The sequence below is a fragment of the Chryseobacterium sp. MHB01 genome (genome assembly GCF_034651565.1).
In the GTDB taxonomy this organism is placed as follows: Bacteria; Bacteroidota; Bacteroidia; order Flavobacteriales; family Weeksellaceae; genus Chryseobacterium; species Chryseobacterium nepalense.
Genome location: NZ_JAYEDA010000004.1, coordinates 176,282 through 201,615, shown reverse-complemented (window position 1 = coordinate 201,615; position 25,334 = coordinate 176,282). Strand labels below are relative to the sequence as shown.

21 protein-coding genes are annotated in these 25,334 nt (G+C 36.9%); 11 read left to right on the top strand and 10 right to left on the bottom strand.

Annotation, left to right across the window (positions count from 1 at the left end; genetic code table 11):
* The first annotated feature begins 78 nt into the window (after positions 1 to 78).
* A complete protein-coding gene (locus tag U9K52_RS08970) occupies positions 79 to 1,356 on the top strand; it encodes a chloride channel protein (protein WP_322926062.1) in 1,278 nt (425 codons plus the stop codon).
* 18 nt (positions 1,357 to 1,374) lie between these two features.
* Here the strand turns inward: U9K52_RS08970 and U9K52_RS08965 are convergent, their stop codons facing one another.
* Genes U9K52_RS08965 through U9K52_RS08950 form a run of 4 tightly spaced genes read right to left on the bottom strand, consistent with a single transcriptional unit; the run spans position 1,375 to position 6,441 of the window.
* Positions 1,375 to 2,781, bottom strand: coding sequence for a TolC family protein (locus tag U9K52_RS08965; protein ID WP_322926061.1), 1,407 nt, complete (start codon positions 2,779 to 2,781; stop codon positions 1,375 to 1,377).
* Positions 2,765 to 4,078, bottom strand: a complete 1,314-nt coding sequence (locus U9K52_RS08960) for an HlyD family secretion protein (RefSeq protein ID WP_263602303.1) — start codon at positions 4,076 to 4,078, stop codon at positions 2,765 to 2,767. The genes U9K52_RS08965 and U9K52_RS08960 overlap by 17 nt, the downstream gene beginning before the upstream one ends.
* Before the next feature lie 10 nt (positions 4,079 to 4,088).
* Positions 4,089 to 5,753 carry a peptidase domain-containing ABC transporter gene (locus U9K52_RS08955; RefSeq protein WP_322926060.1) on the bottom strand — a complete coding sequence of 555 codons (1,665 nt, stop codon included), beginning with the start codon at positions 5,751 to 5,753 and terminating at the stop codon, positions 4,089 to 4,091.
* Between the two features lie 10 nt (positions 5,754 to 5,763).
* On the bottom strand, positions 5,764 to 6,441 hold the full coding sequence (locus U9K52_RS08950; RefSeq protein ID WP_248394878.1) for a TetR/AcrR family transcriptional regulator: 678 nt from the start codon (positions 6,439 to 6,441) through the stop codon (positions 5,764 to 5,766).
* Between the two features lie 174 nt (positions 6,442 to 6,615).
* On the opposite strand from U9K52_RS08950, the gene U9K52_RS08945 reads away from it, so the two are divergent.
* The 4 genes from U9K52_RS08945 to U9K52_RS08930 all read left to right on the top strand — a co-directional run bounded on the left by U9K52_RS08945 (position 6,616) and on the right by U9K52_RS08930 (position 11,633).
* A complete protein-coding gene (locus U9K52_RS08945) occupies positions 6,616 to 7,539 on the top strand; it encodes an alpha/beta hydrolase (protein ID WP_322926059.1) in 924 nt (307 codons plus the stop codon).
* Positions 7,540 to 7,649: 110 nt separating this feature from the next.
* Entirely contained in the window at positions 7,650 to 8,840 is a 1,191-nt protein-coding gene (sucC, locus tag U9K52_RS08940) for an ADP-forming succinate--CoA ligase subunit beta (protein ID WP_248394875.1), read from the top strand.
* Between the two features lie 135 nt (positions 8,841 to 8,975).
* On the top strand, positions 8,976 to 9,422 hold the full coding sequence (locus U9K52_RS08935) for a hypothetical protein (protein ID WP_322926058.1): 447 nt from the start codon (positions 8,976 to 8,978) through the stop codon (positions 9,420 to 9,422).
* A 12-nt stretch (positions 9,423 to 9,434) separates the two neighbouring features.
* Positions 9,435 to 11,633 carry a reprolysin-like metallopeptidase gene (locus tag U9K52_RS08930; RefSeq protein ID WP_322926057.1) on the top strand — a complete coding sequence of 733 codons (2,199 nt, stop codon included), beginning with the start codon at positions 9,435 to 9,437 and terminating at the stop codon, positions 11,631 to 11,633.
* Between the two features lie 50 nt (positions 11,634 to 11,683).
* Here U9K52_RS08930 and U9K52_RS08925 read toward each other — a convergent pair whose 3' ends face one another.
* Positions 11,684 to 12,559, bottom strand: coding sequence for a mechanosensitive ion channel family protein (locus U9K52_RS08925; protein ID WP_322926056.1), 876 nt, complete (start codon positions 12,557 to 12,559; stop codon positions 11,684 to 11,686).
* 94 nt (positions 12,560 to 12,653) lie between these two features.
* Between U9K52_RS08925 and U9K52_RS08920 the strand changes: the two genes are divergently transcribed.
* A complete protein-coding gene (locus U9K52_RS08920) occupies positions 12,654 to 13,289 on the top strand; it encodes a peroxiredoxin (RefSeq protein ID WP_248394871.1) in 636 nt (211 codons plus the stop codon).
* 109 nt (positions 13,290 to 13,398) lie between these two features.
* On the opposite strand, the gene U9K52_RS08915 is transcribed toward U9K52_RS08920, so the two are convergent.
* The 3 genes from U9K52_RS08915 to U9K52_RS08905 all read right to left on the bottom strand — a co-directional run bounded on the left by U9K52_RS08915 (position 13,399) and on the right by U9K52_RS08905 (position 17,010).
* Positions 13,399 to 13,992, bottom strand: coding sequence for a hypothetical protein (locus tag U9K52_RS08915; protein WP_248394870.1), 594 nt, complete (start codon positions 13,990 to 13,992; stop codon positions 13,399 to 13,401).
* A 143-nt stretch (positions 13,993 to 14,135) separates the two neighbouring features.
* Complete coding sequence (locus tag U9K52_RS08910) at positions 14,136 to 14,651, bottom strand: hypothetical protein (protein ID WP_248394869.1); 516 nt, start codon at positions 14,649 to 14,651, stop codon at positions 14,136 to 14,138.
* Between the two features lie 85 nt (positions 14,652 to 14,736).
* Positions 14,737 to 17,010: a TonB-dependent receptor gene (locus U9K52_RS08905; RefSeq protein ID WP_322926053.1), complete on the bottom strand. Its 2,274-nt coding sequence runs from the start codon at positions 17,008 to 17,010 to the stop codon at positions 14,737 to 14,739.
* 164 nt (positions 17,011 to 17,174) lie between these two features.
* Between U9K52_RS08905 and U9K52_RS08900 the strand changes: the two genes are divergently transcribed.
* Positions 17,175 to 18,230 (top strand): Gfo/Idh/MocA family oxidoreductase, encoded by a 1,056-nt coding sequence (locus U9K52_RS08900; RefSeq protein ID WP_322926051.1) that lies wholly within the window; start codon positions 17,175 to 17,177, stop codon positions 18,228 to 18,230.
* A 78-nt stretch (positions 18,231 to 18,308) separates the two neighbouring features.
* Here U9K52_RS08900 and U9K52_RS08895 read toward each other — a convergent pair whose 3' ends face one another.
* Positions 18,309 to 20,207: an ABC-F family ATP-binding cassette domain-containing protein gene (locus U9K52_RS08895; RefSeq protein WP_322926050.1), complete on the bottom strand. Its 1,899-nt coding sequence runs from the start codon at positions 20,205 to 20,207 to the stop codon at positions 18,309 to 18,311.
* Between the two features lie 266 nt (positions 20,208 to 20,473).
* Between U9K52_RS08895 and U9K52_RS08890 the strand changes: the two genes are divergently transcribed.
* Together U9K52_RS08890 and U9K52_RS08885 are read left to right on the top strand one after the other, a co-directional pair.
* Positions 20,474 to 20,989 (top strand): DUF1761 domain-containing protein, encoded by a 516-nt coding sequence (locus U9K52_RS08890; protein ID WP_318173662.1) that lies wholly within the window; start codon positions 20,474 to 20,476, stop codon positions 20,987 to 20,989.
* Positions 20,990 to 21,034: 45 nt separating this feature from the next.
* Positions 21,035 to 22,165, top strand: coding sequence for a hypothetical protein (locus U9K52_RS08885; RefSeq protein ID WP_322926049.1), 1,131 nt, complete (start codon positions 21,035 to 21,037; stop codon positions 22,163 to 22,165).
* Positions 22,166 to 22,267: 102 nt separating this feature from the next.
* On the opposite strand, the gene U9K52_RS08880 is transcribed toward U9K52_RS08885, so the two are convergent.
* Positions 22,268 to 23,131, bottom strand: a complete 864-nt coding sequence (locus tag U9K52_RS08880; protein ID WP_322926048.1) for a glycoside hydrolase family 25 protein — start codon at positions 23,129 to 23,131, stop codon at positions 22,268 to 22,270.
* Positions 23,132 to 23,197: 66 nt separating this feature from the next.
* Here U9K52_RS08880 and U9K52_RS08875 point away from each other — a divergent pair, with 66 nt between their 5' ends.
* Both U9K52_RS08875 and trmD read left to right on the top strand, forming a co-directional pair.
* The gene (locus U9K52_RS08875) at positions 23,198 to 24,460 is read left to right on the top strand and encodes an NAD(P)/FAD-dependent oxidoreductase (RefSeq protein ID WP_263602314.1); all 1,263 of its coding nucleotides are present in this window, start codon (positions 23,198 to 23,200) and stop codon (positions 24,458 to 24,460) included.
* Positions 24,457 to 25,128, top strand: a complete 672-nt coding sequence (trmD, locus tag U9K52_RS08870) for a tRNA (guanosine(37)-N1)-methyltransferase TrmD (protein ID WP_263602315.1) — start codon at positions 24,457 to 24,459, stop codon at positions 25,126 to 25,128. The genes U9K52_RS08875 and trmD overlap by 4 nt, the downstream gene beginning before the upstream one ends.
* Positions 25,129 to 25,334 lie beyond the last annotated feature (206 nt).

Sequence of the window (25,334 nt, the reverse complement as noted above, 5' to 3'; positions counted from 1 at the left end):
GATTCATTCAATGAAAGTTTTCAAATAGTCATTCTTATAACAACAAATGATGATCGTAATTTTAAAAAATAAATTAAAATGAAAATCAACAGAAGACGGCGTATTATAAGAACATTCAACCTTTTGGATCAGCCGATCCGGTTTAACCCGTTTGTGTTCAGCCGTACTTTTTTCATGTGGGCAATTACAGGATTGGTCGGCGGTGTAATTGCCGGGTTGTATTGGATTATTCTTGAACATTTCACGGAATTCTTAGCTGAATTTCAAGGATGGATGGTAATTCCTACGATGGCAATAAGTGGTCTGCTGGCTGGTCTGGTTATTCATTTCATCGGTGATCCGGGTGAGATTCATCTTATTGTTAATAATATCCGTTTCAATAAAGGAAAACTTGATCCTAAAAACAATCCTTCCATGATCTTATCTTCCCTGTTTTGTGTGGCATCGGGAGGGAGTTTAGGACCTGAAGCTCCTTTGGTACAGGTTACCGGTTCTACAGGAACATGGCTCGGAAAAATTTTCAGACTGAAAGGGGAAGAGCTGCGTTCTCTCAGTATTGCAGGAATGGCCTCCGGTTTTACGGCACTTTTCGGGGCTCCGCTTGGCGGAAGTCTTTTCTCCCTTGAAATCCTTCATCATAAGCACGCTGTCGAATATTACAAAGCAATTATTCCGGCTTTGGTAGCAAGCTGTTTCAGTTATCTTATGTTTGCACTGATTATCCACTTGGGAATAGGAGCCACCTGGAACCTGAAAGCCTATCATTATACAGGAGTTTATGATTTTGCCTATGCAACGGCTTTCGGGATTATCGGAACTGTTTTCGGATGGATTTTTATTTTTGTGGTGAAATTTTTCAAACGCATTTTTGAATACAGGAAATTCCCGATTTATGTTAAAACCTTAACTGGGGGAATCATTCTGGGTGTTATTGCTTTTTATCTTCCCATTACAAGATATTTCGGGCATAATGAAATTAATCAGCTGATCAATGGTGATTTTGCGCTAAATTTTTTAATTGTTGTTTTGGTTTTTAAAATTTTAGCTATTGCTATTACGGTAACTTCCGGATGGAGAGGTGGCTTTATTATTCCGCTTTTTTTTGTGGGGACTACTTTAGGGTTAATCATCCACCAGCTGTTTCCATCTGTTGATACTACGCTTGCCATTGTGAGCTGCATGGCTGCCATTAATGCTTGTGTTACCAGAACGCCGATGAGTACAACGATTATTTTGGGAACATTAACCGGTTTTACCTATTTCGTTCCAATACTTTTTGCAAGTCTCACCGGGTATTTCCTGGCTCCGAAAATTCCGTTTATTGGCTCCCAGTCGGAGAAATTATCCGAGGAATAAGATTTCCTCTAAATAATTTTAATTAAACTGAAAATTTTCTTTCATCCACTTTAGTTTGTTGTAGCTTTTAAGAAATTTATTGTTGAGAAGAATAAATTTTTCCTGAGCGTCAATCATCTTATTTTCCCTTGAGTTGATAAGGAACAGTGAGCTTTCCCCATTGTTATAGCGGATCTCTTCAGCCTGAAGAAGCCGCTGGTAATTTGTAAGATTATCCCGAGCAATATCAATCTGCGAATGATAGTTAGTCACTTCATTTTTATAAATAAGGATTTTTGTTTCAAGTTCTCTTCTTTTCACCTGGGTATCCAATGTGTTTTGTTCAATTTTAAGTTTTGCAATCTGGTAATTGGCTCTCGCCTCTCTTTGGAAAATAGGGATTTCCAGCTTCAGTCCGTATTGGAAATTATTGTCAAAAAGCGGGAGGTAATCTGCTCTGTAATTTTCTTTGTTAAAAAAATTATAGGTAAAATCAAGCTTAGGAAGAAAGCTTTGCCATTTTAATCTTCTTTCGCTTTCAAGAATATTTTGTTTTTGAAAATAATATTGCAACGAAAAATGATCGCTCAGATTTTGATTTTCCACCTGCTGTATCAGCATTTCAAAATTATTGAAAGCTTCACTGCTGTTCATTGTATCTGAAGGATAAATCATAACAGCCAGGTCATAAAGCTCTCTGTTATCTTTCCATAAAAAAAGCTGTAAATCCTGTGTGCTTTTCACGAAATTCAGGAAAGCATCCCGCTCCTGAAGCCGGAAGCTCTGTAGCTGTGAGGCTGCTTCTACGGTATCAATGGCAGGCCTTTCACCAAAATTAAATGTCTTTTTTGTAAGCTCAAGACGTTCTTCATTAATTAAAACAGCTCTGCGCTGAAGCTGGTAAATTTCAAAGTTCTTGACCCATTCCCAATAGGTGTTTTCGGCTTCCAGAAGGAGATCGTTGGTAAGAACTGCCTGTTCTGCTTCGGTCATTTTCAGGGCGTATTTAGCCTGTTCCAGCATGGCTCTTCTTTTATCATACAAAAGGTTTTTAGCCAATGGAACAGTAACCCCAAACTGATAGAGTCCGCCTTTAGTATCGCTGTTATTGAGTTTTTCCCCATCTATGTAGTTGTAGCTAGCCGTAAGATCAATCCCGTACCATGTGGGGATGCCAAGCTCCAGATTCCTTTGTCGATAGTATTGTATTCCGTCAATGTTTTTTTCTCCAAGCTTTCCGCCAAGAACCGGATCGAAATTTCCTCTTGCGCTGGTAATTTCTGCTGTTGCAATTTTATTCTGAAGCTGATATTTTAGGGCTAAGGGATGGTAATTTTTTACAATGGAAATAAATTCCTTTGCGGATATTTTCAGTGAATCCTGTGCTGAAAGTATTCCACAAAGCAGTATGGCAAAGAGAAATATGATTTTATTTCTGTTTTTCATTCTGACCGTTTTTTGCAGTTTTAACTTCATAATAATCTGGCGGGAAACCATTGATATTCCGCCACAGTTCGTACCAGACCGGAACATCATTCAGAATGGCAATTCCCTGAACTCCGGTGCCCATTCTGATTTTGGGAGGCCATCTTTTCTGGGTTTTATCTTCCACGATCAAGGCTTTGAAAAGACCGTTCGCACTAATGTTATTTTCAATGGCAATTACTTTTCCGGCAAATGTTCCGTAGCTTGAATCCGGCCATCCCGAGAATACGATAGCCGGGAACCCGTCAAAAATACACATTACGCGCTGTCCTTCTTTAATAAGCGGAAGATCAACCGGTTTAATGTAAATTTCAACAGCATAGTCTACCGTTTTCGGCACAATAACCCCGATGCTTTCCGTTTCTTTAAGAATTTCCCCGATTCCTGCTTTATTAAGCTGAACAACCTGGCCATCCTGGGAAGCAACAATAAAGTAAAGTCCCTGGCGGAATTTATAATTGGCTACCTGGTTTTCCAGCTTGGCAATATCTCCTTCGCTGCCTTCAATCTGTCCCATGCTCTGAAATCTCTCTCCTTCGGTTTTACTTAGCTTTTCGGTATAATCCTGAATTACTGCGTTCTGCTCGATCGCCATATTCGAGATTTCCTGACGGGTTTGAGCTACCTTATTTTCGGAAGCCGTTTTTTTAGCGATAGCATTCTGATAAGATATGCTTCGTTGCTGGAACTGAGTTAAAGAAACCAGCCCTTCATCATACATTTTTTTCTGTCTGGTATATTGGTCTTCAGAAAGCTTAAGCTCATTGGTTGCAGCGGCAAGTTCTGCTTCTTCACCTGCGAGCTTGTTTTTAAGCTGGCTGATTTTTATATCAATTTGATTCAATTTAAGATCTTTGGCTGTGGCAAGCGCCTGAAGCTGATTATTGGTGGTTCCTACTTTAGCTTCGTAATAATCCCTTACTCCTCTTTTTGCTTCTACCTGCTGCTCAGTTCTTTTTACAAGCAACGGATCAAAATAATCATCCTTTACTTCAGAAAGCTGTAGAATAGTGTCTCCTTTTTTAATATAGTCCCCGTTTTTTACATACCATTTGATTATTTTTCCGGGAATGGGGGAGTTTAGCTGTTGCGGGCGTTGTTCCTGATAAAGGGTCGTTACATTCCCCACTACCTTGATATTTTGGGTCCATGGAAGAAACAGTACAATAATCGCCAAAATGAAGAATGACAAAAACCATCTTTTTACGTATGATTTTTTGTGGATATTATATATATTATCAAAAGACTGAATTTTCATACCTGTATTTTTAAGATAAAGTTTTTAAAGTTCCGTTTTTAAGGTGCAGATGATGATCTGCGTAATCAATAATTTCGGAATTTTGAGAAACAATCACGATGGTCGTTTTATAGCTGATCTCCTTAAGATACTGCAGCATTTTGTTCTTGAAAATTTCGTTCATTCCGTCAACCGGATCTTCAAGCAACAGCAGCTTTTTCTCTCCGATTAATGCGCGGAGGAGCAGGATTTTTTTCTTGGAACTGAATGAGATTTCGGGATCTGTTTCACTTATTTCGGTAAAGAAACCGCTTGTGAACTGACTTGAAATATTTTCCGTGCCAATTCTTTCCGATAATTCCATTACATCTTCCATATTAATATTTTCATTCCCCATTAAAATATTATCCTGAACGGTTCCCTGGATCATTCTCATATCTTCGAGATACACGCCCATCTCCGTCCGGAGTTTTTCTTTATCAATATTTTTTAATGGAATTTTATTAAGTAAGATACTTCCCGCAGGCGGTTCGTAAAATCCGGCCATCATATTCAGCAGGAGTGATTTTCCGGATCCCAGCTCACCGGAAATTACCGTTATGGCATTCTCCCTGATAATACAATTGATATCCTGAAGTATATGGACATTGCTGTTGAAATAAAAGTCGACGTTTTTAAATTCAATTTCAATACCTTCATTTTGGTTGGCGAAAATAATTTCTCCGTTTTTCTCTTCAGCAAGTTCTGTCACTTTGTTAAGTTTGGCGAGGGAAGCAATTACATCATAATAGCTTTCTAAGCTTATAATAAGTTTTTCTACTGCTGCCATAATACTTAATACAACAATTTCCGTAGCGATAAACGCCCCGATATTAAGCTTTTGGTTGACGAGAAGATAAGTTCCTATAACCAGCATTGCCAGTGTGATAATAACTTTAAAAGCAATAATTGTCTTATACTGGATTTCAAGAACTTTAAAATGGGAAGTTCTGTGTTCAAGATATCCTGTTACGCGTTCATCAATTCCTTTAAGATGAATCTCTGTTTCTGAGTTTATTTTAAAAGATTTTACCGATGCGGCCAGGTCTTCTATCCATGCTGCCGTTTCATACTTTTTGTCGCTTTCCTCAATACTGGATTTTATCCCGCTTTCCATGGTGAAATTAAAAATAAGCACGACACTCAGTACTACAAGTGCTCCGAAGATCAGAAACCAGGGATGATAAAAAGATAATAGAAGAAGACCGAAAATGATCTGTATCAGTGCGGTAGGAATTTCCAGTAAAATTTTTGAAATTCCCTTCTGCAGATTCTGGGTGTCAAAAAAACGGTTCACAAGTTCCGGAAGATAGTATTTCCTGGTACTTGAAAGATTTACTTTAGGAATCTTTTCGGTAAAGGCAACGGAAAATTCCACAAAGATTTTCTGCTGGATTTTTTCAATAATCTGCATCACCTTAAGTCTGAAATACCCTACGAGCCAGGTTCCGATCACAACAAAAATAATAAGGATATAAATGGATGTTGCCATGGTTGCTCCCATAACAAAGCTGATAATAGACTGTATTCCCAGAGGAACACTAAGCTGAACCAGACCGTTTAAAATTGCGTAAAAATAAATATTGGTAACGTCTTTCTTTTCTTTTGTAATATATTTAAAAAGATTATAACCGTATTGTTTAGGAGAGTTTTCCATTGATTTGCTGTTATTTTATAAGATTATAGGTAATAAAACGCAGATAATCCAGTACGTACTTTTTATGTTCTGTTCTTTTAATATGATTATCGGTAAGCTTAGGCAAATGTTCACTGAAAAACTGCTGATCGTGCGCTGTTTCCAGCAAAGTACTGGCAAATGACTTAGGATAGGGAAAATCCGGTTTTGCCTGGGTGATTACTTCTCCAAAAAAATTGCACAGACTTTTAAGTGGACTAAAAACCATTTCCTGATTGATTTCGTCTACTTCTTTTACCAGATAAGATTTGCTGCTTTCTGCAATAACAATACTGTGAAGTTTGCTGAGATCATAGTCTTCAATGCTGTCTTGGGTAGTATCATTATGGGTGATAATTTCCAGAATTTTCTCCATTTTTTGCTGAGGTTCCTTAATTTCCTGCAGCCTTAGCTTAGAAATAAATTCAATATAAGACCAATACCAGTTTAAGATATAAGTGAGTAATTTATGTTTAGACGGAAAATATCTGTAAACCGTGGCTTCCGTAGAGCTGATTTTCTGTGCTAATTTTTTAAATGTAAAGCTTTCAAAGCCTGTTTCGTATATCAGTTCAATAGAATTCTTCACGATGGCCTTTCCGATCTCACTGTTTTCGGGGTTTTTTAAGTATAATGTTTCGTTGACTTTAAATTTTACCTGGAATTCCATCTTTTTATATAAGTAGTTTTATTTATTGTTTTAGCAAAACTTATACCAAAAGCTATTTGAATATTATTTATGATAGTAATACTATTAAAGTATTTAATCTGTTTAAAATTATCAACTAATCTCACAAATATTAAATATATTAGGTTGACATATATTTGCAAAAATTATAGAATAATGCAAAAAATTTTATTATCTCTTTGCTTGTCTTTTCTTTTTCTAAAATACAATGCGCAGATTCCGAATGTTGTTAGTGGCAGAATCGAAAGAACAGCAGATTTTAAATCTCAATATGTAACACCGAGAAATGTAGATGTCTGGCTTCCGGAAGGCTATTCTGCGTCCCGAAAATATGCGGTGTTGTATATGCAGGACGGCCAAATGCTGTATGATCCGGAGACAACATGGAATAAGCAGTCGTGGAATGTGGATGATATTATTTCAGATCTTATTAGAAACAAGAAAATTCAGAATACAATTGTGGTGGGAATCTGGAATGATTCGAAATTAAGGCATTTGGATTATTTTCCGCAAAAACCTTTTGAAAGTCTTACAGCAACACAAAAAGATACGGTTCGGGCCCAATTGACAAAATCGGGAAGGTCTGATGAGATTTTCTCCCCCAATTCAGATAATTACCTCAAATTTCTGGTAAAAGAACTTAAACCATTTATCGATAAAAAATATTCAACGTATAAAGACAAGGCACACACCTTCATAGCCGGAAGCAGCATGGGAGGGCTTATTTCCATGTATGCCATCTGTGAATATCCTGATGTTTTCGGCGGAGCTGCCTGTCTTTCAACACACTGGCCGGGTACTTTCACTCTAGGTAATAACCCTTTTCCCGATTCGGTTTTAAAATACTTGAGTAAAAATCTTCCGGATCCTAAGAGTCATAAAATCTATTTTGATTGTGGAGATAAAACTTTGGATGCGCTTTATCCGGATATTCAGAAAAAAGCCGACCGGATAATGGCAAAAGCAGGCTTCTCGGATGCCAGCTGGAAAACGATGTATTTTCCGGGAGAAAATCACAGTGAAGAGGCCTGGAATAAAAGGCTTCATCTTCCTCTTGAGTTTCTTCTGAAGAAAAAATAACAGATTTTACAATAAAGTGACTTTAAACATCGATAAAATACTTTCCTGCCTTGTTCATTTTTATTAAATTTGTCAACCTTTAAATTTTAAAATAAAATAATAAAAATAATATGAATCTTCACGAGTATCAATCAAAAGAGATTTTATCAAAGTATGGAGTAGCTATCCAACGTGGTTTCGTTGCAAACAACGTAGATGAAGCTGTAGCTGCTGCTGAAAAGCTAACTGCAGAAACCGGAGCTCAGGGATGGGTGGTGAAAGCACAGATTCACGCTGGTGGTCGTGGTAAAGGAGGCGGTGTAAAGTTTTCACCGAATATGGATAAGCTTAAAGAAAACGCTCAGAACATCATCGGGATGCAGCTGATCACTCCACAAACTTCTGCTGAAGGTAAAAAAGTAAACTCTGTATTGGTTGCAGAAGATGTATATTATCCGGGAGAAACTGAAACAAAAGAATTTTATGTTTCTATCCTTTTAGATAGAGCTGAAGGTAAAAATACCGTTGTATATTCTACAGAAGGAGGGATGGATATCGAGCATGTGGCTGAAGTTACCCCTCACCTTATTCATAAAGAAATCATTGATCCGGCTTTAGGGCTGCAGGGATTCCAGGCAAGAAAAATTGCTTTCAACCTTGGTCTTGAAGGGAATGCTTTCAAAGAATTTGTAAAATTCATCACAGCTTTATACAATGCTTATACAGGAATTGATGCTTCTCTTTTTGAAATCAACCCTGTTTTAAAGACTTCTGACAATAAAATCATTGCAGTAGACGCGAAGGTAACGCTTGATGACAATTCATTATTCCGTCATAAAGACCTAGCTGAACTTAGAGATACGAGAGAAGAAGATCCAATGGATGTTGAAGCGGGTGAAGCAGGTCTTAACTTCGTAAAACTGGATGGTAACGTTGCTTGTATGGTAAACGGAGCAGGTCTTGCAATGGCAACAATGGATATCATCAAATTATCTGGTGGTAATCCTGCAAACTTCCTGGATGTTGGTGGTACTGCCGATGCACAGAGAGTACAGACCGCTTTCGGAATTATCTTGAGAGATCCGAATGTAAAAGCAATCCTGATCAATATCTTCGGAGGTATCGTAAGATGTGACAGAGTTGCCCAGGGAGTTGTAGATGCTTACAAAGCGATGGGAAGCCTTCCTGTTCCGTTGATCGTAAGATTACAGGGAACAAATGCTGTTGAAGCTAAACAATTAATTGATGATTCCGGACTTCCGGTTCACTCTGCAATCACTCTTGAAGAAGCAGCAAATAAAGTAAAAGAAGTTTTAGCATAGTCTGAATTTCTTATCAATATAAAAACCGTTTCAATTCCGAAACGGTTTTTTTGTGCAGATGATTTAGAATAATTTCAATTAAAACTATAAAATATTCATCTTAAAATTGTTATATTTACAATAAAGGATGTTAAAATGAGACCGTTTCTATACTTTTTTCTCTTTTTATTTCTTAGCTGTCGGTCTCAGATTGGCGTAGATAATGCGATGCAGCAAAAACCAATTTCTTTCGAAGATAAAAATCATTACTCATTTACCATAACTTCCGGGAACTATTTTATCATCAACACCCAGCAGAAAATGGATGAGGTTTTCAGGATCATTCATCAGAAAAACAGCGGTAACAGATTTTCACCAATTCCTGCTGTGGTTGAAAATGAAACGTATATTATTCTTAAACCTGCGTTAAAAAATTCCAACGATGTTTCAATTGATTCAGTATCATTTTATAAAAATGTATTGTACGTAAAAGTGAAAGAGTTTGAAAATCCGGATTTGAGCAAAACAAGTAGAATTTCACCTGATATTTTATTAAAGTTAAATGAAAAATTAGACATAAAAGAAGTCATTATTCAATACTAATATACAACTAATATGAAAAGTAAAACATTTATCTTCTCGTGCTTATTGATTGTAGCACAGGCTTTTGGCCAGCAAAACTACTGGTCGAAGCTTAAAGATCCCAAGATCAGCAGGGAAAATCTCAATCCGAGATGGACAAATCCAAACACTTTTACTTTGTACCAGGCTGATTTGGAAAAAATTAAAGCAGATCTTAAAAAAGCCCCGCAGCGTTTTTCCGGAAATGAAAGTGTAGTTATTAAATTTCCGGATTCAGACGGTAACATCCGGGACTACATCATTCAGGAAGCTTCCGTAATGGAACCTGAACTGCAGGCAAAATTTCCCGAGATAAGATCATATACAGGATGGCAGAAAAATCATCCTGAAAATACGATTCGTTTCAGTGTAACTCCTTCAGCAGGAATCAGTGTAATGTACTTTGATCATTGGGACATCAGCTATTTAGATAGTTATACGAAAGACAATTCTGCCTTTATCTTATATAAAAGAAAAGATTTACCTCCCAATAACCGACTGTTCGAATGTCATGTTGAAGATAAACTGGATGAACTAAAAAATAACGGCTCTGCAAACAAAGCGCCGTTAGTTTCAGACGGGCAGTTCAGGACCTACAGGCTTGCGCTTTCCGCAACGGGAGAATATACAACCTTTCACGGAGGGACCGTTGCGCTGGCAATGGCCGCAATGGCAACAACAATGACGCGGGTAAACGGTGTGTATGAAAAAACGATTTCTACCACAATGGTCATGGTAGCCAATAACAATCAGCTGATCTATACAAATGCTGCTACTGATCCTTTCACCAATGGAGATCCCGGAACAATGATCAATGAAAACCAGACTAATACAAACAATATTATTGGTTCTGGCAACTATGATATAGGTCATGTTTTCGGAACTAACAGCGGAGGTCTGGCAGGTTTGGGAGTTGTTTGCGTTTCAGGGAATAAGGCAAGGGGTGTCACCGGTTCCGGAGCACCAATCGGAGATCCGTTTGATATTGATTATGTGGCGCATGAAATGGGACATCAGTTTGGGGCCAATCATACTTTCAGGGCAGCAAGTGGTTCGTGCAACGGGAATTTTAACAATGCCACAGCGTATGAGCCGGGAAGTGGCAGCACCATTATGGCGTATGCAGGAATCTGCGGAGCCAGCAATAATGTTCAGAATAACAGTGATGCGTATTTCCATGCAGCAAGTATTTTGGAAATGTATGCTGTTCTGCAAAGAGCCAGTGACTGTGCAAATAAGGTATCCAATGGTAATGGTGTGCCTACTGCAGATGCAGGGGCAGATTATATCATTCCGAAAGGGACTGCTTTCGTTTTAACAGGTACGGGAACAGATCCTAATGGAGATCCTTTAACCTATTTGTGGGAGCAATACGATAATACCAATAATACGCAGCCTCCTGTATCTACTGCAACAGCGGGTCCTGTTTACCGGTCTTTAACCCCGACAGCTTCTCCTTCGAGATATTTACCTGCATTAAGTTCTGTGTTGGCTAATAATCTGGTTCCGAAATGGGAAGTTACTCCAAGTGTCGCCAGAACGTTGAATTTTTCACTTGTAGTGAATGATAATAAAGCAACCGGAAATCAGGCTGCAAGAGATGTAATGACGGTTACCGTTACCAATGATGGCCCTTTCACCGTAACTTCGCAGACAAGTGGCGGAAGCTTTACGGGAAACACAAGCATTCCTGTAACCTGGAATGTAGCAGGAACGAATACAGGAACTATTAATACGCAAAATGTGAGCATTCTTTTATCCAAAGATGGCGGATTGACATTTAATACAGTTCTTGCAGCAAGTGTCCCGAACACCGGTTCTGCTAATGTAACTCTACCAAACGAAAATGTTGCTTTCGCAAGAATTATGGTGAAAGCGGTAAATAATATTTATTATGCGCTTAATGCTTCTTCTTTTGCTATTGTACAGGTTCTTTCAACTGTAGAAGCACAGGTGAAAAGTTTCTCAATCTATCCGAATCCTTCCCATGATGTGGTAAATATCAGGCTGAAAAATACTTCTGAAAAAGCAGACTTTAAGTTATTTGATGCTTCCGGAAGGCTGCTGCAGACAGGAAGTTTCAAAGGAACAACTCAGGTAAATGTAAACAGTCTAATGAATGGAAACTATGTGATCTCGCTAATTCTTGAAAATGGCGAGAAAATTTCAGAAAAATTAATTATCAAAAAATAGTTTATTATCATCAGTATAATAACAAAGCAACCCGAGAAGGGTTGCTTTTTTTAGTCTTTTTTCTCACTGGTCGTACTTTCGGTAATACTAATGCTCGTTGGAGTTACGAGCTGAATACCTTCTGAATCCAGTCTTTTCTTTATTTCGAAATAAGCTATGCTTTTCAGCAGCATCATGTCTGCTCCTACAACCATTGGAAATTTTACCTGAAGATTAAAAATACCCTGCTTCAGGTCGGTAAGAATTGCTGTTGCGGTTTCCGGACGGTCTACATTTTCGAGGCTTTTTACCACTTCAAGAACACATTGCTGTGCTATTGCAACATTTTGATCAGCCGGAATTTCAAAATTCAGGTATATTTTTCTTTGCGGAGAGGCGGTGAAATTATAAAATGGAGAATTAAAAATAACCTGATTTGGAATATAAACTTTCTTCCCGTCATCAGCAATAACTTTTGTTGTGAGAAAACCAATTTCGGTAACCGTTCCCGAGTTATTTCCTATTGTGACATAATCGCCTACTTTAAAAGCTTTATCAATACCGATCAGCATCCCAGAGAATATACTGGAAACCAGATCTTTCAAGGCAACCCCGGCAATAACCCCGGCAACTCCGAGACTTCCGATAAACTTCCATAAAAAGCCGCTGAAACCCATGATTTCCAAGGCAATGAATGTTCCCATCAACACAATGAGAAACCGGAATACGCCTATAAGAGTTATTAAAGAGCTTTCTTTCTTACTTTTAGGAAAAAGCTTGTGAAATATTTTAACCGAAACTAAACTTAAATATTTACTGGTCAAAAGAAACAATGAAAATATAATAATCCCGACAATAAGTTTTGGAGTAATCTCTGCAAACTTCAGATACCAGTTTTCAAGTACATTGTATACAACATCTACATAGCTTAAGCCACTTTTCTGCATAATATCTTTTTAAAATAATTACAATTTTTTAAACAAAAATTTTGCCAGTTTCAAAAACTCTACTAAATTTGTAGACTGATAAGAGCAAAATATTATGTCAATTAAATTAGGAGATACAGCACCGGATTTTCAGGCGGAAACGTCATTGGGAAATCTTAGTTTTTATGAATATTTAGGAGATTCCTGGGGGATCTTGTTTTCTCATCCGGCGGATTATACACCGGTTTGCACAACCGAATTGGGATATACTTCAAAACTTAAATCGGAATTTGATAAACGGGGAACTAAGGTAATCGCTTTAAGCGTAGATGGAGTGGAAGATCATCAGAACTGGATTAAAGATATTAATGAAACCCAGCAAACTGATGTACAGTTCCCGATTATAGCCGACAAAGACCGTAAAATTTCCGAACTGTACGATTTTATCCACCCTAATGCTTCAGCTACCGCTACGGTACGATCACTTCTGATTATTGACCCTGAAAAAAAAGTAAGGCTCATTATTACTTATCCGGCGTCAACTGGAAGGAATTTTAATGAGATTCTGAGAGTGCTTGACTCTCTTCAGCTTGTAGATTCCCACAAAGTGGCAACCCCGGTGAACTGGCAGGATGGCGACGATGTCATTGTTCCGCCTAGCGTTTCAACAGAAGAGGCGAAAAAGATATTTCCGAAAGGCGTAAAAGAAATTAAGCCATATCTGAGATATACGCCTCAGCCAAATATATGATTTATTTGATTTTTTATAGTTTAGTTTTAATTTGTACGAAAATCGCCGCGGAAAATTCTTTCCGCGGCGATTTCAATTTTACGTGTATATAATGTGTGTGAAGTGATTCTTATTGTGCAACATCATTAGCTACCTGTCTGGCCTTTGATGTCGGGATATAGATACTGAAACCTACATTAAAGGTAATGTTGGAATTCAATCCTTCATTTCCAAAACCTGCTCTTCCTCTGTATTTTACTAATCCTTCCAGACCGATATTCGGAGTGATAAAGTAAGAATAACCTGGCCCTACTGCGAAATCTAATCCTGTAGTAGAATCTCCGTTTTCAACAGATCTTCCTCCGATCCCTACATTTCCTTCAAAAAACCAACGTCCGTGATTTAGAAGATTATCAACACCTTTTTCTCCTGGTGAAAGGAAATAGCGTCCTAAAGCACCAACTCCATAAGTGAATTCTGTTGGGCTTCCATTGGTAACCTTATTGAATCCAAGATCTACATAACCTCCTAATGCTACGTTATCTTCAATGAAATATGCTCCTTTTGGCTGAATAGCAATGTTATAACCTCCACCAGTGTTTAATCCGAAGTTACTTGATATTAAACTACTTCCAACCATCCAGTTTCCTTTTTGAATTTGTGCATTCATGGTTGTAGCCAGACCTGCTACCGCTAGTATCCCTGATAAAATTAGCTTTTTCATAATTTATTATTTTAATATTTATATTTATCATTTGTGCTTTCTGAAAAACAATAAATGTGCCAACTAATCAATGTTTGGTGAATTTGAAGGCTTTGATTAAAATTTTAAAAAAAATAAAAGTATGGTATGTAATTTTTACTAAATTATAATAGCAATAATAATATTGATACCACAAGTCCTGCTGCCGTAAAAATCATTCCGCGTTTGAAAGCTTTTGTTTTTGGATTAAACATCCAGAAACTCGAAATCACAAAAAAGAATAACGAAATTCCAAAGAAAGTATTTAATGGAGACAGCGTATCTTTCGACTGAGCTTTGTGAAGTTTTGTCATTTTATCAAGAACAAATGGAAGTTCCTTTTTTGAGTATTTTGCCTGCCCCGTTGCCGCATCATAAGTACCCTGTTTAAATGTCAGAACAGTTCCTTCCTTTTTTTCAACTTCGAAATTTTTTATTTTCAGCTCTTTGCCGAGCGCTTTTTCATCAAGATTTTTTTCAATTACCTTATCGTACTTTTTTTCTTTTTTAAGAAGATCGGTATCTCTGTACACCAGCAAAACACCACTTACCGCATATACTGCCATGATACCGGCAAGGAAATAGCCCAGGTAACGGTGGGTAATTCTCATGAAACTTCTTGTGTCCTTAATCTTATCCATATTATAGTTTTTGTTTTAAATTTCAAAGTGGAAACTGCAATTAAAGGCAATTCCCACTTTCTATGAAAAAATTAATATTAGTCTTTTAAAGCTTATAGGTTAATGTAAAGTAGTAATTTCTTGGTGTAATCGGATTGACCGAGTAATTTTCATGAACATTATAATTCACTACATCAAACAGGTTGCCGACTCTTCCCTGGATCATGAACTTCTTCCATTCGTAGCCTACGGATAATGAAACCGTTATATAGTCTTTTAGATCAAACATTCTGCTTACATTATTCCTGCTTGTATTTGTAGATTTTGTATCATTCCATCCTGCGATTCTGTCACCAATATAATAAACGCCGGCTCCGACTTTCAATCCTTTTGCATACTTGGTGAATTTATAAAAGACAGAAGCATTCGCTGTTGTAGCAGGTGTTCTTACCAATCTCTGATTTTCAACATATCCTTTTTCCGGAGTATCAATATAAACAGAATTATTATAAGAGAATCCTCCGATTATTGATATATTTTCTGTAGGATTTCCGGTGATGTCCAATTCCACACCGCGGCTTCTCATTTTTCCGGCGAACTCTTTCAGGTTAGTGTCTGTAGCGTTTACAGGTGCTCCGTTTGATCCGGCAAACCAGTAGGTCTGGTAATAATTATTGTACATAATTTGATAAGCAGTCAGATTAACCCCTAAAGCATTATTCCAGAAATTCTTTTTTACCCCTACTTCGTACTGATCAACAGTGGTGGGTTTTATGCTTTGTCTTGATAAACTGTTCAGTTGGTTCTGAACTTGTGTAACGGGCTGATTGGTATTAACGGTACCAAACTGATCTGAAGTATATCCTGAATTTGAAACAAATGAATTAGTATACGTCGCAAAAACGGAAAGATTTTCATTAGGTGCATAAACCAAACCTACTTTTGGAGAAAATGCATTGTCTGATGTTGATGAATTTGCCACTTCAAATTTTTCATCAGTTGTAAAGCGTGTTGTAATCGTTGGCATATTTTCAACATAAGACCATCTTAATCCAGCAATAACTTTAAATTGTTTGGTCAGGCTGATGAAATCCTGTGCATATAAACCAATTCTTCTTGTATTGATTCTGTTTTTTGTATTAAGAGCTGAGGCAGGCATGTCAATACTTCCCCATGTAGACGGATCGTCTAAAAATAAAATATTTACAGGAGCGGTTACATTATAAGTATAAGCGTCAGCCTGGCTGTAATCTGCATCTGAACCGATTAATACTTTATGGTTGATTTTTCCGGTATTGAATTCTCCGTTGATATTCACCTGTGCAGAAGTATAATTCTGCTCATTGTATGTTTTACCGAAAGGCCTTTTCCATGATAGTCTGTCAGGATCTACCGTTTTATCGTATATCCACTGTACTCTTTCTGATGAAAAATAATCTTTTGTATAATTCTGATAAGCTGCAGTAGCATTCAAAGACCATCTTTCATTGAATTGATGGTTGAAAGTGACGTTAGTTGATACCTGTTCCACATTTTGATATTGCCAGTCTGTTCCGAAAAAGACATTTCTGGAAACAGCGTCGTTTAATCTGTAGCTTTGGTCTTTATTGGTAATAGACCCGATTCCGAAGTCCGGGGTAAAATCATTTTTAAGGTAGTCGGCTTCAACTATTAATTGTGATCTGTCACTTAAATTGAATAAAAATGACGGATTGAAATAATATTTTTCGGACTGAACAACGTCTCTGAAACTTTCTGCATATTCATAAGTCCCGTTTACCCTGAAGGCTATATTTTTAGAAAGTGGTCCATAAATATCAACTAAAGGTTTGTAAGAGTTCCAGCTTCCTGCATTCATCCCCACACTTCCTCCGAAATTGAATTTGGGTTTTTTTGTAATCATGTTAATCACGCCGCCTGCAGCTGTATTTCCGTATAGCATAGCGTTGGCTCCTTTAAGAACTTCAACTCTTTCCAGGCCGCTCACTTCAGGAAAAACACCGCTGTTTATTCTGGAACCGTTTTTGAAAATATTATCATTTCCTAATATAAAACCACGTCCACCGAAACTATCCTGGGAATTTCCTCTTGATGATGTAATGTAAATACCATTAACGTTTTGAAGTACATCGCTGAGCTGTTTTGCCTGCTGTTGCTCAATAATTTCATGGGTTACAATGGCAATGGGTTGCGGGGTTTCCATTATCGTCAGATTAGATTTCGTGGATAATGGTCTTGCCTTGTTGGGATTTCCTGTTTTATGAAGATTGACATCCTCAATATTCTGGATCCTAACAGTATCAGCTTCAGTGTTTTTCATTTGTGCATTTAAGGATACGGCTGTGAATAATATCCCTAAAGTTACTAGCTGCTTTTTCATTATAGTTTATGCTATTTAGATTGAATTTAAATAATTGCAAAAGTATATTATTATTTAGAATTGATAAAAATTAAGAGGTGATTTTTATCATTTTTTTAAGAAATGTGTTTGATTATTTATTAAATAAATTGAATGTTTATGAATAACTTTGGTAAAAAATAATTATGCAATTGGTAAAAACGGGACTCTGCGCCTTCGGAATGAGCGGAAAAATATTTCATGCACCTTTTTTAAAAGAACATCCGGGATTTTTCTTGTCGGCTATTGTAGAAAGGAGCAAAGAAGAATCTAATGAAAAATACCCTGAAGCAACCATTTATCGTTCCGTAGAGGAAATGCTGCAGCATGCGGATATTGAATTGGTTGTGGTAAACACACCGGTTCAGACTCATTTTGAATATGTAAAAATGGCTTTGGAAGCCGGTAAAAATGTAATTGTTGAAAAGCCTTTTACGGTGAATGTTGCTGAAGCCGAGGAGCTGGTAAAACTTGCCGAAGAGAAAAGTCTGTTCCTGAGCGTTTATCAGAACAGAAGATTTGACCGGGATTATCTCCAGGTTCAGAAAATCATGAATGAAGGGAAATTAGGAGATATTAAAGAAGCGGAAATACGTTTCGACAGGTTTCGCACAGAGCCCAGCGGAAAAGCGCATAAAGAAAACCCTGAGGCTACAGGTTCCGGATCGCTGCATGACCTCGGGTCACATTTGATAGATCAGGCAACTCAGTATTTTGGTCTCCCTGAAAAATTGTTCGCTGATGTATTTTCAATGAAAGGAAAAGATTTTGCCAATGATTATTTTGAAATTGTTCTGTATTATCAGAATAATCTGAGAGTAAGACTGAAATCTTCGGTATTTACAAAAGAGGCGCATTATGCATATGCCATTCACGGAGAAAAAGGAAGCTTTCTTCAGGAAAGAACTGATAATCAGGAAAATGAGCTGGCAGCCGGAGCTATTCCTGAATACGGTAAAGAGTGGACAAAACATCTCAAAGAAGCAGACGGAATTCTGAATTTTTTAAATGAAAATAAGGACACTGAAAGAATGCTTACTTCCAGCGAGCCGGGAAATTATATGAATTATTACCAGCAGATTTATGAGTTCATCGTTTTCGGATATGCATTGCCTTCTCCGGCAGAAGAAATCATTAAAAATATGAAAATTATCGATGCTGCACTGGAGAGCTCAGATGCTCAAAAAGTAGTTTACATGTAATTACAGATTGTAGTGTTTTAGAGTGATAGTGTTATCTGCAAAAACTTTTACTCTAAAACGCTCTCACTCTCAAACTTATTATCCTTCTCCCAGAATCTCCTGAAGTTCAAGCCACCTCATTTCATGGTTTTCCAGTTTTTCAGAGATATTCTCGAGATCTGCGGAAAGCTTTGATATTTTCTCATAATCAGATTCATTATTAAGCTGATCGAGAATTTTTTTCCGTTGATCTTCCAGTTCGGGCATTTCTTTTTCAATAGTCTCAAGTTCGCGCTGCTCTTTGAAGGAAAGCTTTTTCTTTTTGGTTGTATTTAAAGAATCTGTTGGTGTGTTTGCTTTGGAAGATTCCGGCTGTTTTTGTGCTGCCGTTTTTTCCGTAGATTCATCCTTGCTCATTGCCTCTCTGTATTCAGAAAAGTTCCCTACAAAATCTTTAATTTTTCCTTCTCCTTCAAATGCCAGAATATGGTCTACAATCCGGTCCATAAAATACCTGTCGTGAGAAACAATAATGAGTGAACCCTGAAACTGCTGCAGGAAGTTTTCCAGAACTGTTAAGGTTGGGAGGTCAAGATCGTTTGTAGGTTCATCAAAAATCAGGAAATTAGGGTTTTGATATAAAATATACATCAGGTGAAGTCTTCTTTTTTCACCGCCTGAAAGCTTTGATATCGGAGAATACTGCGTTTGATCATCAAATAAAAACAATCTTAAAAACTGCGATGCCGAAAGGCTTTTTCCATTAGCAAGAGGATAATATTCAGCAACTTCTTTGATGAAATCAATCACTCTTTCATCTTCTTTATAAACGAGTCCTTTCTGTGAAAAATATCCGAAATGAATCGTTTCTCCGGTCTCAATTTCGCCATGATCTGCTTTTTCAAATCCCTGGATAATATTTAAAAGAGTAGATTTTCCGGCTCCGTTCTTTCCTACAATGCCTACTTTTTCGCCTCTCTGAAACTGATAGCTGAAATCTTTTAACAAAACTTTACTTCCGAAGCTTTTGTCAATATGTTTAAGTTCGAGAATTTTATTACCAAGCCTTTTCATTTCAAAATCAAGTTCGAGACCCTGTTTTCTGGTATCTGTTTTGGCTACTTTTTCTGTTTCGTAAAAGGAGTCAATTCTGGATTTGGATTTTGTGGTCCTGGCTTTCGGCTGGCGGCGCATCCACTCCAGTTCCTTTCGGTAAAGATTATTGGCTTTGTCGATGGTCGCATTCAGGTTGTCTTCCCGGATCATTTTATTTTCCAGATAAGTAGCATAAGAACCGTTGTGGAAATACAGGTTTTTATCTTCCATTTCCCAGATGATATCGCAGACGCTATCCAGAAAATACCTGTCGTGGGTTACAAGGAGTAGGGTGATTTTAGCTTTATTAAGGTAGTTTTCCAGCCATTCTACCATTTCCACATCAAGGTGGTTGGTAGGTTCATCCATAATTAGTAAAGTATGGCGATGTTCTGCTCTTGTTTCCGTTAGAAGTTTTGCGAGAGCGACACGTTTGATCTGTCCTCCGGAAAGTGTTCCCATTTTTGCTTCAAGATCGGTGATTTTAAGCTGCGAAAGAATCTGCTTCATCTCGTTTTCCAGATCCCATGCTTTATGAGTTTCCATCCCGGCCAGTGCTTTTTCAATGAAATCATGATCAGTGGAATGAAGCGATTTATGATAATTTTTTAATGCTAAAATAGGCTCGAAATCCAGTGTCATCATGAATTCATCTATTGTAAGATCCGGATTAAAATCAATTTCCTGATCAAATAATACCACCTGAATATCTTTATTGATCATCACTGTTCCGCTGTCTGCAATCTCTTTTCCCATTAAAATTTTCAACAGGGTAGATTTTCCGCTTCCGTTTTTGGCAACAATGGCAATTTTATCGCCTTCATTGATGTGAAAGGAAATATTTTCAAACAAAACTTTGATACCGTAAGATTTTGTGAGGTTTTCTGCAGAAACGTAATTCATGATGGTTTAATAATGCTAAAAATTGAGCTGCAAAAGTACAAAAATTAAAGGCATAAAACTTTTGCTTGTTCCTGATATAATTTTTTACCAACGGTAAAGCCTTATGAAATTTAAATTAATAAATGAATTTATGTTTTTATGTTATTTTCCATTAAATAAGATTTTATTTATAATATATTTATATTATTGAAGTTTTTTTTATTCTAAATGTATTTTGAATTGATTTTTATTGTAAATTCATAATTCTAACTATAAAAATATAAACAATGGTGCAAATCAACTTTTGGGCAGTATTAGCAGCCTCAATTATTCCTCTTCTTACAGGTTTTATATGGTATCATCCTAAAGTCTTCGGAACTGTTTGGATGAAAGAAGCCGGTTTATCTCAGGAAAAAATGAAAGGACAAATGGTAGGTGTATTTGTCTTTACGATTATTTTATCATTATTTATAGCCTATTTTCTTCATTTTATAACCATTCATCAGTTTGGTGCTTTAGGAATGATTGGTGGTGATGAGATGAATGCCAACGAATCGTATCACGCATTTATGAAAGATTACGGGATGGCATACAGGTCTTTTGGTCACGGAGCGTTGCACTCTTTTATGACAGGTTTTCTCTTCGTTTTCCCTGTTATTGCCATTAATGCGATGTTTGAAAGGAAATCATGGAAGTATACGATGATCAATACGGGATACTGGACGCTTACGATTACCATTATGGGCGGTATTATCTGCGGATGGTATGCTGTTGATGGCTTTCATTGGGTAACACAAAAATAATTACAAAAGATTAAATTATAAGGCTACTTTTGCGTAGCCTTTTTTATGTCATATCATTTAAAAATATACCATTCAGATAAGGATTTTCCGGAATGTTGGTCTTCAACGATCGGAAATCATAATGTCATGCTTTCGCAGGAATATTTTTGTGCGCTTCATGCTTCTTTGCCTTCTAATATGGAGTGCTTTATGGTGGGTTTTTTTAATCAAAACGAACTGGTGGGAGGTGCTTTGTTTCAATACATCGATTTTATTGGATTTAGAAAGTCTTTAAAGAATGATTCCGGATGGAATATTAAAAGTCTGTTCACAGGCTTTTTTATAAAAGATGTAATGATTCTCGGAAATAATATGCTGACCGGCCAGAACGGATTTTATTTTGATTTTTCAAAAATCCCGGTAAGAGATATTTTGATAGTTTTACATAAAGCGATTGGTGTCATGCAGTCTGAGATCAGGAAAACGTCTTTAATTATTTTTAAAGATTATCAGAACTCTCTTGCAGAACGGTTTAAAGGAAAAGAGTATGATCCGTATTTTCGGTTTTCCGTACAGCCTAATATGAAACTGAAAATAAAGGAACACTGGGAAACATTTGATGATTATCTCAATGACTTTTCAAAAAAATACAGGTCACGAGTAAGAGCAGCAAAAAAGAAACTGCAGGGTATAGAAAAGCGTGAGCTGGATTTGGATTCAATAAATAAATACCGGAACGAAATGAACAAGCTGTATCATAATGTAGTTGATAATGCTGCATTCAATACATTCTTCCTGGCTGAAAACCATTTCGGGAAAATGAAGGAAAATCTTGACGAAAAATTTAGAATCTTCGGCTATTTTTCAGAAAGCGAACTTGTTGGGTTTTATACTTTGCTGATCAATAATAATGATGTTGATACTTACTTTTTAGGCTATCACAAAGAACTTCAGAAAGAAAAGCAGGTCTACCTCAATATGCTTTTAGATATGGTGGAATTCGGAATTACTTATCAGTTTGAAAGAATTATTTTTGGCAGAACAGCTTTAGAAATAAAATCAACCATCGGAGCTGAACCCTCTGAAATTTTTGGTCTGATTAAACATAATAACTTCATGATTAATCCTTTCATGAAAATTCTTTTTCCTGCTATTTCTCCAAAAACGGAATGGGTTCAAAGGAGACCGTTTAAATAATTTAAACAAAGCACTGGCTATTTTAAGATACCCGTAATGTTTTTATAAGTGAGAAAATTTCAGACTGTATAAGTGAGATTATCTTAGAAAATTTGAATAAAATTAATCCAGGGTAAGTCTTTTCAAAGACCACGAACTTCCGTTGTATATATCAAGATCTACTTTGGTGTTGATTCCGTGAACGATCCCGTTTTCTGTAAACTGCCAGAAATCCCATTCAGAATCAGGTGATGGGGCAGGAACGTCATTGTAATTGGCAAGCCACAACGGATAATCGTCAAATTCGCCTTTCAAAAAATCTTTGTAATAATGATAATAGGTGTAAATAATAGGCTTTTTTCCGTAGGCTTCCTCTACAATCCTGCACCATACTTTAAGATCTTCAATCAGTTTTTCATTGGTTTTACGCTTCGGAATCTTTTCTATATCAAGAATGGGAGGCAGGTCGCCGCTTTCCAGTTTTACATTTTCAAGAAAATTGTTGGCTTGTCTTACAGGATCTTCATCTGCTCTGTAAAAATGATATGCACCCCGGATAAATTCCTGCTTTTTTGCCATTTCCCAGAAATCATCAAAATGTTTATCCGCATTGCGGTTTCCCATGGTGGCGCGCATCACGACAAATTCCAGTGGAATGGTTCTGTTCCCGATGCTCAGACTATCCCAGTTAATATCTTCTTTATTTTGGTAGTGGGATATGTCAAAACCGTACGTTTTATCAAGGTTATCTGAAATGATTTTCTGTATTCTTACTGTTTCAGATTCTGTATTATGAAGCTTCCGGTGCACGAATTTATTAAAGTACATAGCATAATAATAGCTTACGGTCTTTTTTAAATAAAATCCTGTTCCTACAAGTGCAATCAGAAGAATTGCCAATAGTACTTTGCGTCGGAAAAAATAGTTCTTCCTACGGGTTGCATGAACCTTTTTGGCGGTTTTTTTGCTGTACTTTTTCTGTGGCATAAAGTTTTGCAAAACTAACTTTTTTCGCTGCGAAATGCTAAAATAAAATCAGTAAATTTGTGTACTATGGAAACACGCGAAAAGATCATCATTATAGGAGGAGGTTTTGCGGGGCTGCAACTTGCGAAAACATTAAATAACAAAAACAAAAAAGTACTTGTTGTAGACCGGGTAAACCATCATATGTTTCAGCCTCTTTTCTATCAGGTAGCGTGCGGAAGAATTGAGCCATCCAATATTTCTTTTCCGTTCAGGAAAATTTTTCAGCGTTCCAGGAATACACAGTTCCGGCTTACGGAGGTTAAAGCAATTGATACTGCCAACAATAAAGTAATCACAGAGGAAGCGGAATTCAGCTATGATAAACTCATAATTGCCACAGGTTGTAAAACCAATTTTTTCGGGAATAAAGATTTGGAAAGTAAAGCTTTCGGAATGAAAAATACACAGGAGGCCATCAGTATCAGAAATCATGTTTTGATGACATTTGAAAAACTGATCCTGGAAAAAAGCCGCAGTGATGATGGAAACTGGAATATTGTCATTGTAGGAAGCGGTCCCACCGGTGTGGAACTGGCAGGTGCTTTTGCCGAAATGAAAAAAGAAATTCTTCCTAGAGATTATCCGTATATGAACTTTGCCCATCTTGAGATTATTCTCGTAAGTTCTACGGAAAAACCACTTGCAGTGATGAGTGCTGAAGCACAGAATAAGTCTGAAGAATATTTAAAAGATCTCGGCGTAACATTTCTAAGTCAGGAATATGTTACCGATTATGATGGTGATAAAGTGTACATGAAAAGTGGAAAAACAATCCCTTCCAATAATGTAATCTGGGCAGCCGGCGTTACAGGGAATGTTGTTGATGGCTTTCCTCAGGAAAAGCTCATCAGAAACCGATATATTACAGACCGATACAATAAAATAAAAGGCTACGACAACATCTTTGCCATTGGAGATATTGCGTATATGGAAACTCCGAAATATCCTCAGGGGCATCCTCAGGTGGCAAATGTGGCAATTACCCAGGCGAAAAATTTAGGTAAAAATCTTCTCAGGAAAAATACTGCCGACTGGAAAGAATACGAATATGAAGATAAGGGTTCTCTGGCTACCATCGGGAAACACAGAGCAGTTGTAGATTTGCCCTTTGTCAAATTTCAGGGATTTCTGGCGTGGTTTTTCTGGATGTTCTTACATTTAATGTTAATTTTGAGCGTCAGAAATAAGCTTGCCGTATTCTTCAACTGGATGTGGAGTTATTTTAACAAAGATTCTTCCTTACGATTAATAATTTCGCCGAATAAGAAAAACGAAACTTTACAATGAGAATTGATATCATAAGTGTGCTTCCGGAGCTGATGGAAAGCCCTTTTAAAACATCTATTTTAAAAAGAGCCATGGATAAAGGACTGGTGGAAGTGCATTTTCATCACCTGAGAGACTGGGCGATTAATAAACACCGACAGATTGATGATGAGCCTTACGGGGGTGGAGCGGGAATGGTAATGATGGTAGAACCGCTGGATAAATGTATTTCCGCATTAAAAGAACAGAGGGAATATGATGAAGTTATTTATCTTACACCGGATGGGATCACCTTAAACCAGAAAATAGCCAATACACTTTCTATTAAACAGAATCTTATCTTCTTATGTGGTCATTATAAAGGGATTGATCAGCGTGTAAGAGATCTTCATATTACAAAAGAAATTTCCATCGGAGATTATGTACTCACCGGTGGCGAGCTGGCAGCCTGTGTTCTTGCAGATTCTGTAATCCGTCTGCTTCCCGGCGTTTTAAATGATGAGCAAAGTGCTTTAACAGACAGTTTTCAGGATGATCTGCTTTCTCCTCCTATTTATACAAGACCTGAAGTTTATAAAGGTTTGGAAGTGCCAAAAATTCTCCTGAGCGGCAATTTTGCAAAAATCGAAGAATGGCGTCATGATGAAGCGGTAAGAATTACTCAGGAAAAACGCCCCGATTTACTTTAAAAAAGATAAATTATAGAATTTATTACTGTTTAACGATTTTATATTAATAATAAAATGTAATATCGGAATATTTTTTGTTGTTATTTTTGTTGTAGTTTAAAAAAATAATCATATTTTAATTTTTAGTTTATTTTATTCTAATTTAATTTAATTTTGGTTGTTAAATTATTAAAAATAATATTCTAAAATAAACGACAATATTTAAA

Excerpts from the sequence above, each read along its gene's own strand:
- U9K52_RS08885 (WP_322926049.1), top strand. The coding sequence starts at position 21,035 with ATGTCATATCATTTAAAAATATACCATTCAGATAAGGATTTTCCGGAA.
- U9K52_RS08970 (WP_322926062.1), top strand. The coding sequence starts at position 79 with ATGAAAATCAACAGAAGACGGCGTATTATAAGAACATTCAACCTTTTG.
- U9K52_RS08875 (WP_263602314.1), top strand. The coding sequence starts at position 23,198 with ATGGAAACACGCGAAAAGATCATCATTATAGGAGGAGGTTTTGCGGGG.
- U9K52_RS08935 (WP_322926058.1), top strand. The coding sequence starts at position 8,976 with ATGAGACCGTTTCTATACTTTTTTCTCTTTTTATTTCTTAGCTGTCGG.
- U9K52_RS08910 (WP_248394869.1), bottom strand. The coding sequence starts at position 14,651 with ATGGATAAGATTAAGGACACAAGAAGTTTCATGAGAATTACCCACCGT.
- sucC (WP_248394875.1), top strand. The coding sequence starts at position 7,650 with ATGAATCTTCACGAGTATCAATCAAAAGAGATTTTATCAAAGTATGGA.
- U9K52_RS08915 (WP_248394870.1), bottom strand. The coding sequence starts at position 13,992 with ATGAAAAAGCTAATTTTATCAGGGATACTAGCGGTAGCAGGTCTGGCT.
- U9K52_RS08900 (WP_322926051.1), top strand. The coding sequence starts at position 17,175 with ATGCAATTGGTAAAAACGGGACTCTGCGCCTTCGGAATGAGCGGAAAA.
- U9K52_RS08950 (WP_248394878.1), bottom strand. The coding sequence starts at position 6,441 with ATGGAATTCCAGGTAAAATTTAAAGTCAACGAAACATTATACTTAAAA.
- U9K52_RS08955 (WP_322926060.1), bottom strand. The coding sequence starts at position 5,753 with ATGGAAAACTCTCCTAAACAATACGGTTATAATCTTTTTAAATATATT.
- U9K52_RS08890 (WP_318173662.1), top strand. The coding sequence starts at position 20,474 with ATGGTGCAAATCAACTTTTGGGCAGTATTAGCAGCCTCAATTATTCCT.
- U9K52_RS08920 (WP_248394871.1), top strand. The coding sequence starts at position 12,654 with ATGTCAATTAAATTAGGAGATACAGCACCGGATTTTCAGGCGGAAACG.
- U9K52_RS08905 (WP_322926053.1), bottom strand. The coding sequence starts at position 17,010 with ATGAAAAAGCAGCTAGTAACTTTAGGGATATTATTCACAGCCGTATCC.
- U9K52_RS08880 (WP_322926048.1), bottom strand. The coding sequence starts at position 23,131 with ATGCCACAGAAAAAGTACAGCAAAAAAACCGCCAAAAAGGTTCATGCA.
- U9K52_RS08895 (WP_322926050.1), bottom strand. The coding sequence starts at position 20,207 with ATGAATTACGTTTCTGCAGAAAACCTCACAAAATCTTACGGTATCAAA.
- U9K52_RS08925 (WP_322926056.1), bottom strand. The coding sequence starts at position 12,559 with ATGCAGAAAAGTGGCTTAAGCTATGTAGATGTTGTATACAATGTACTT.
- U9K52_RS08965 (WP_322926061.1), bottom strand. The coding sequence starts at position 2,781 with ATGAAAAACAGAAATAAAATCATATTTCTCTTTGCCATACTGCTTTGT.
- trmD (WP_263602315.1), top strand. The coding sequence starts at position 24,457 with ATGAGAATTGATATCATAAGTGTGCTTCCGGAGCTGATGGAAAGCCCT.
- U9K52_RS08945 (WP_322926059.1), top strand. The coding sequence starts at position 6,616 with ATGCAAAAAATTTTATTATCTCTTTGCTTGTCTTTTCTTTTTCTAAAA.
- U9K52_RS08960 (WP_263602303.1), bottom strand. The coding sequence starts at position 4,078 with ATGAAAATTCAGTCTTTTGATAATATATATAATATCCACAAAAAATCA.
- U9K52_RS08930 (WP_322926057.1), top strand. The coding sequence starts at position 9,435 with ATGAAAAGTAAAACATTTATCTTCTCGTGCTTATTGATTGTAGCACAG.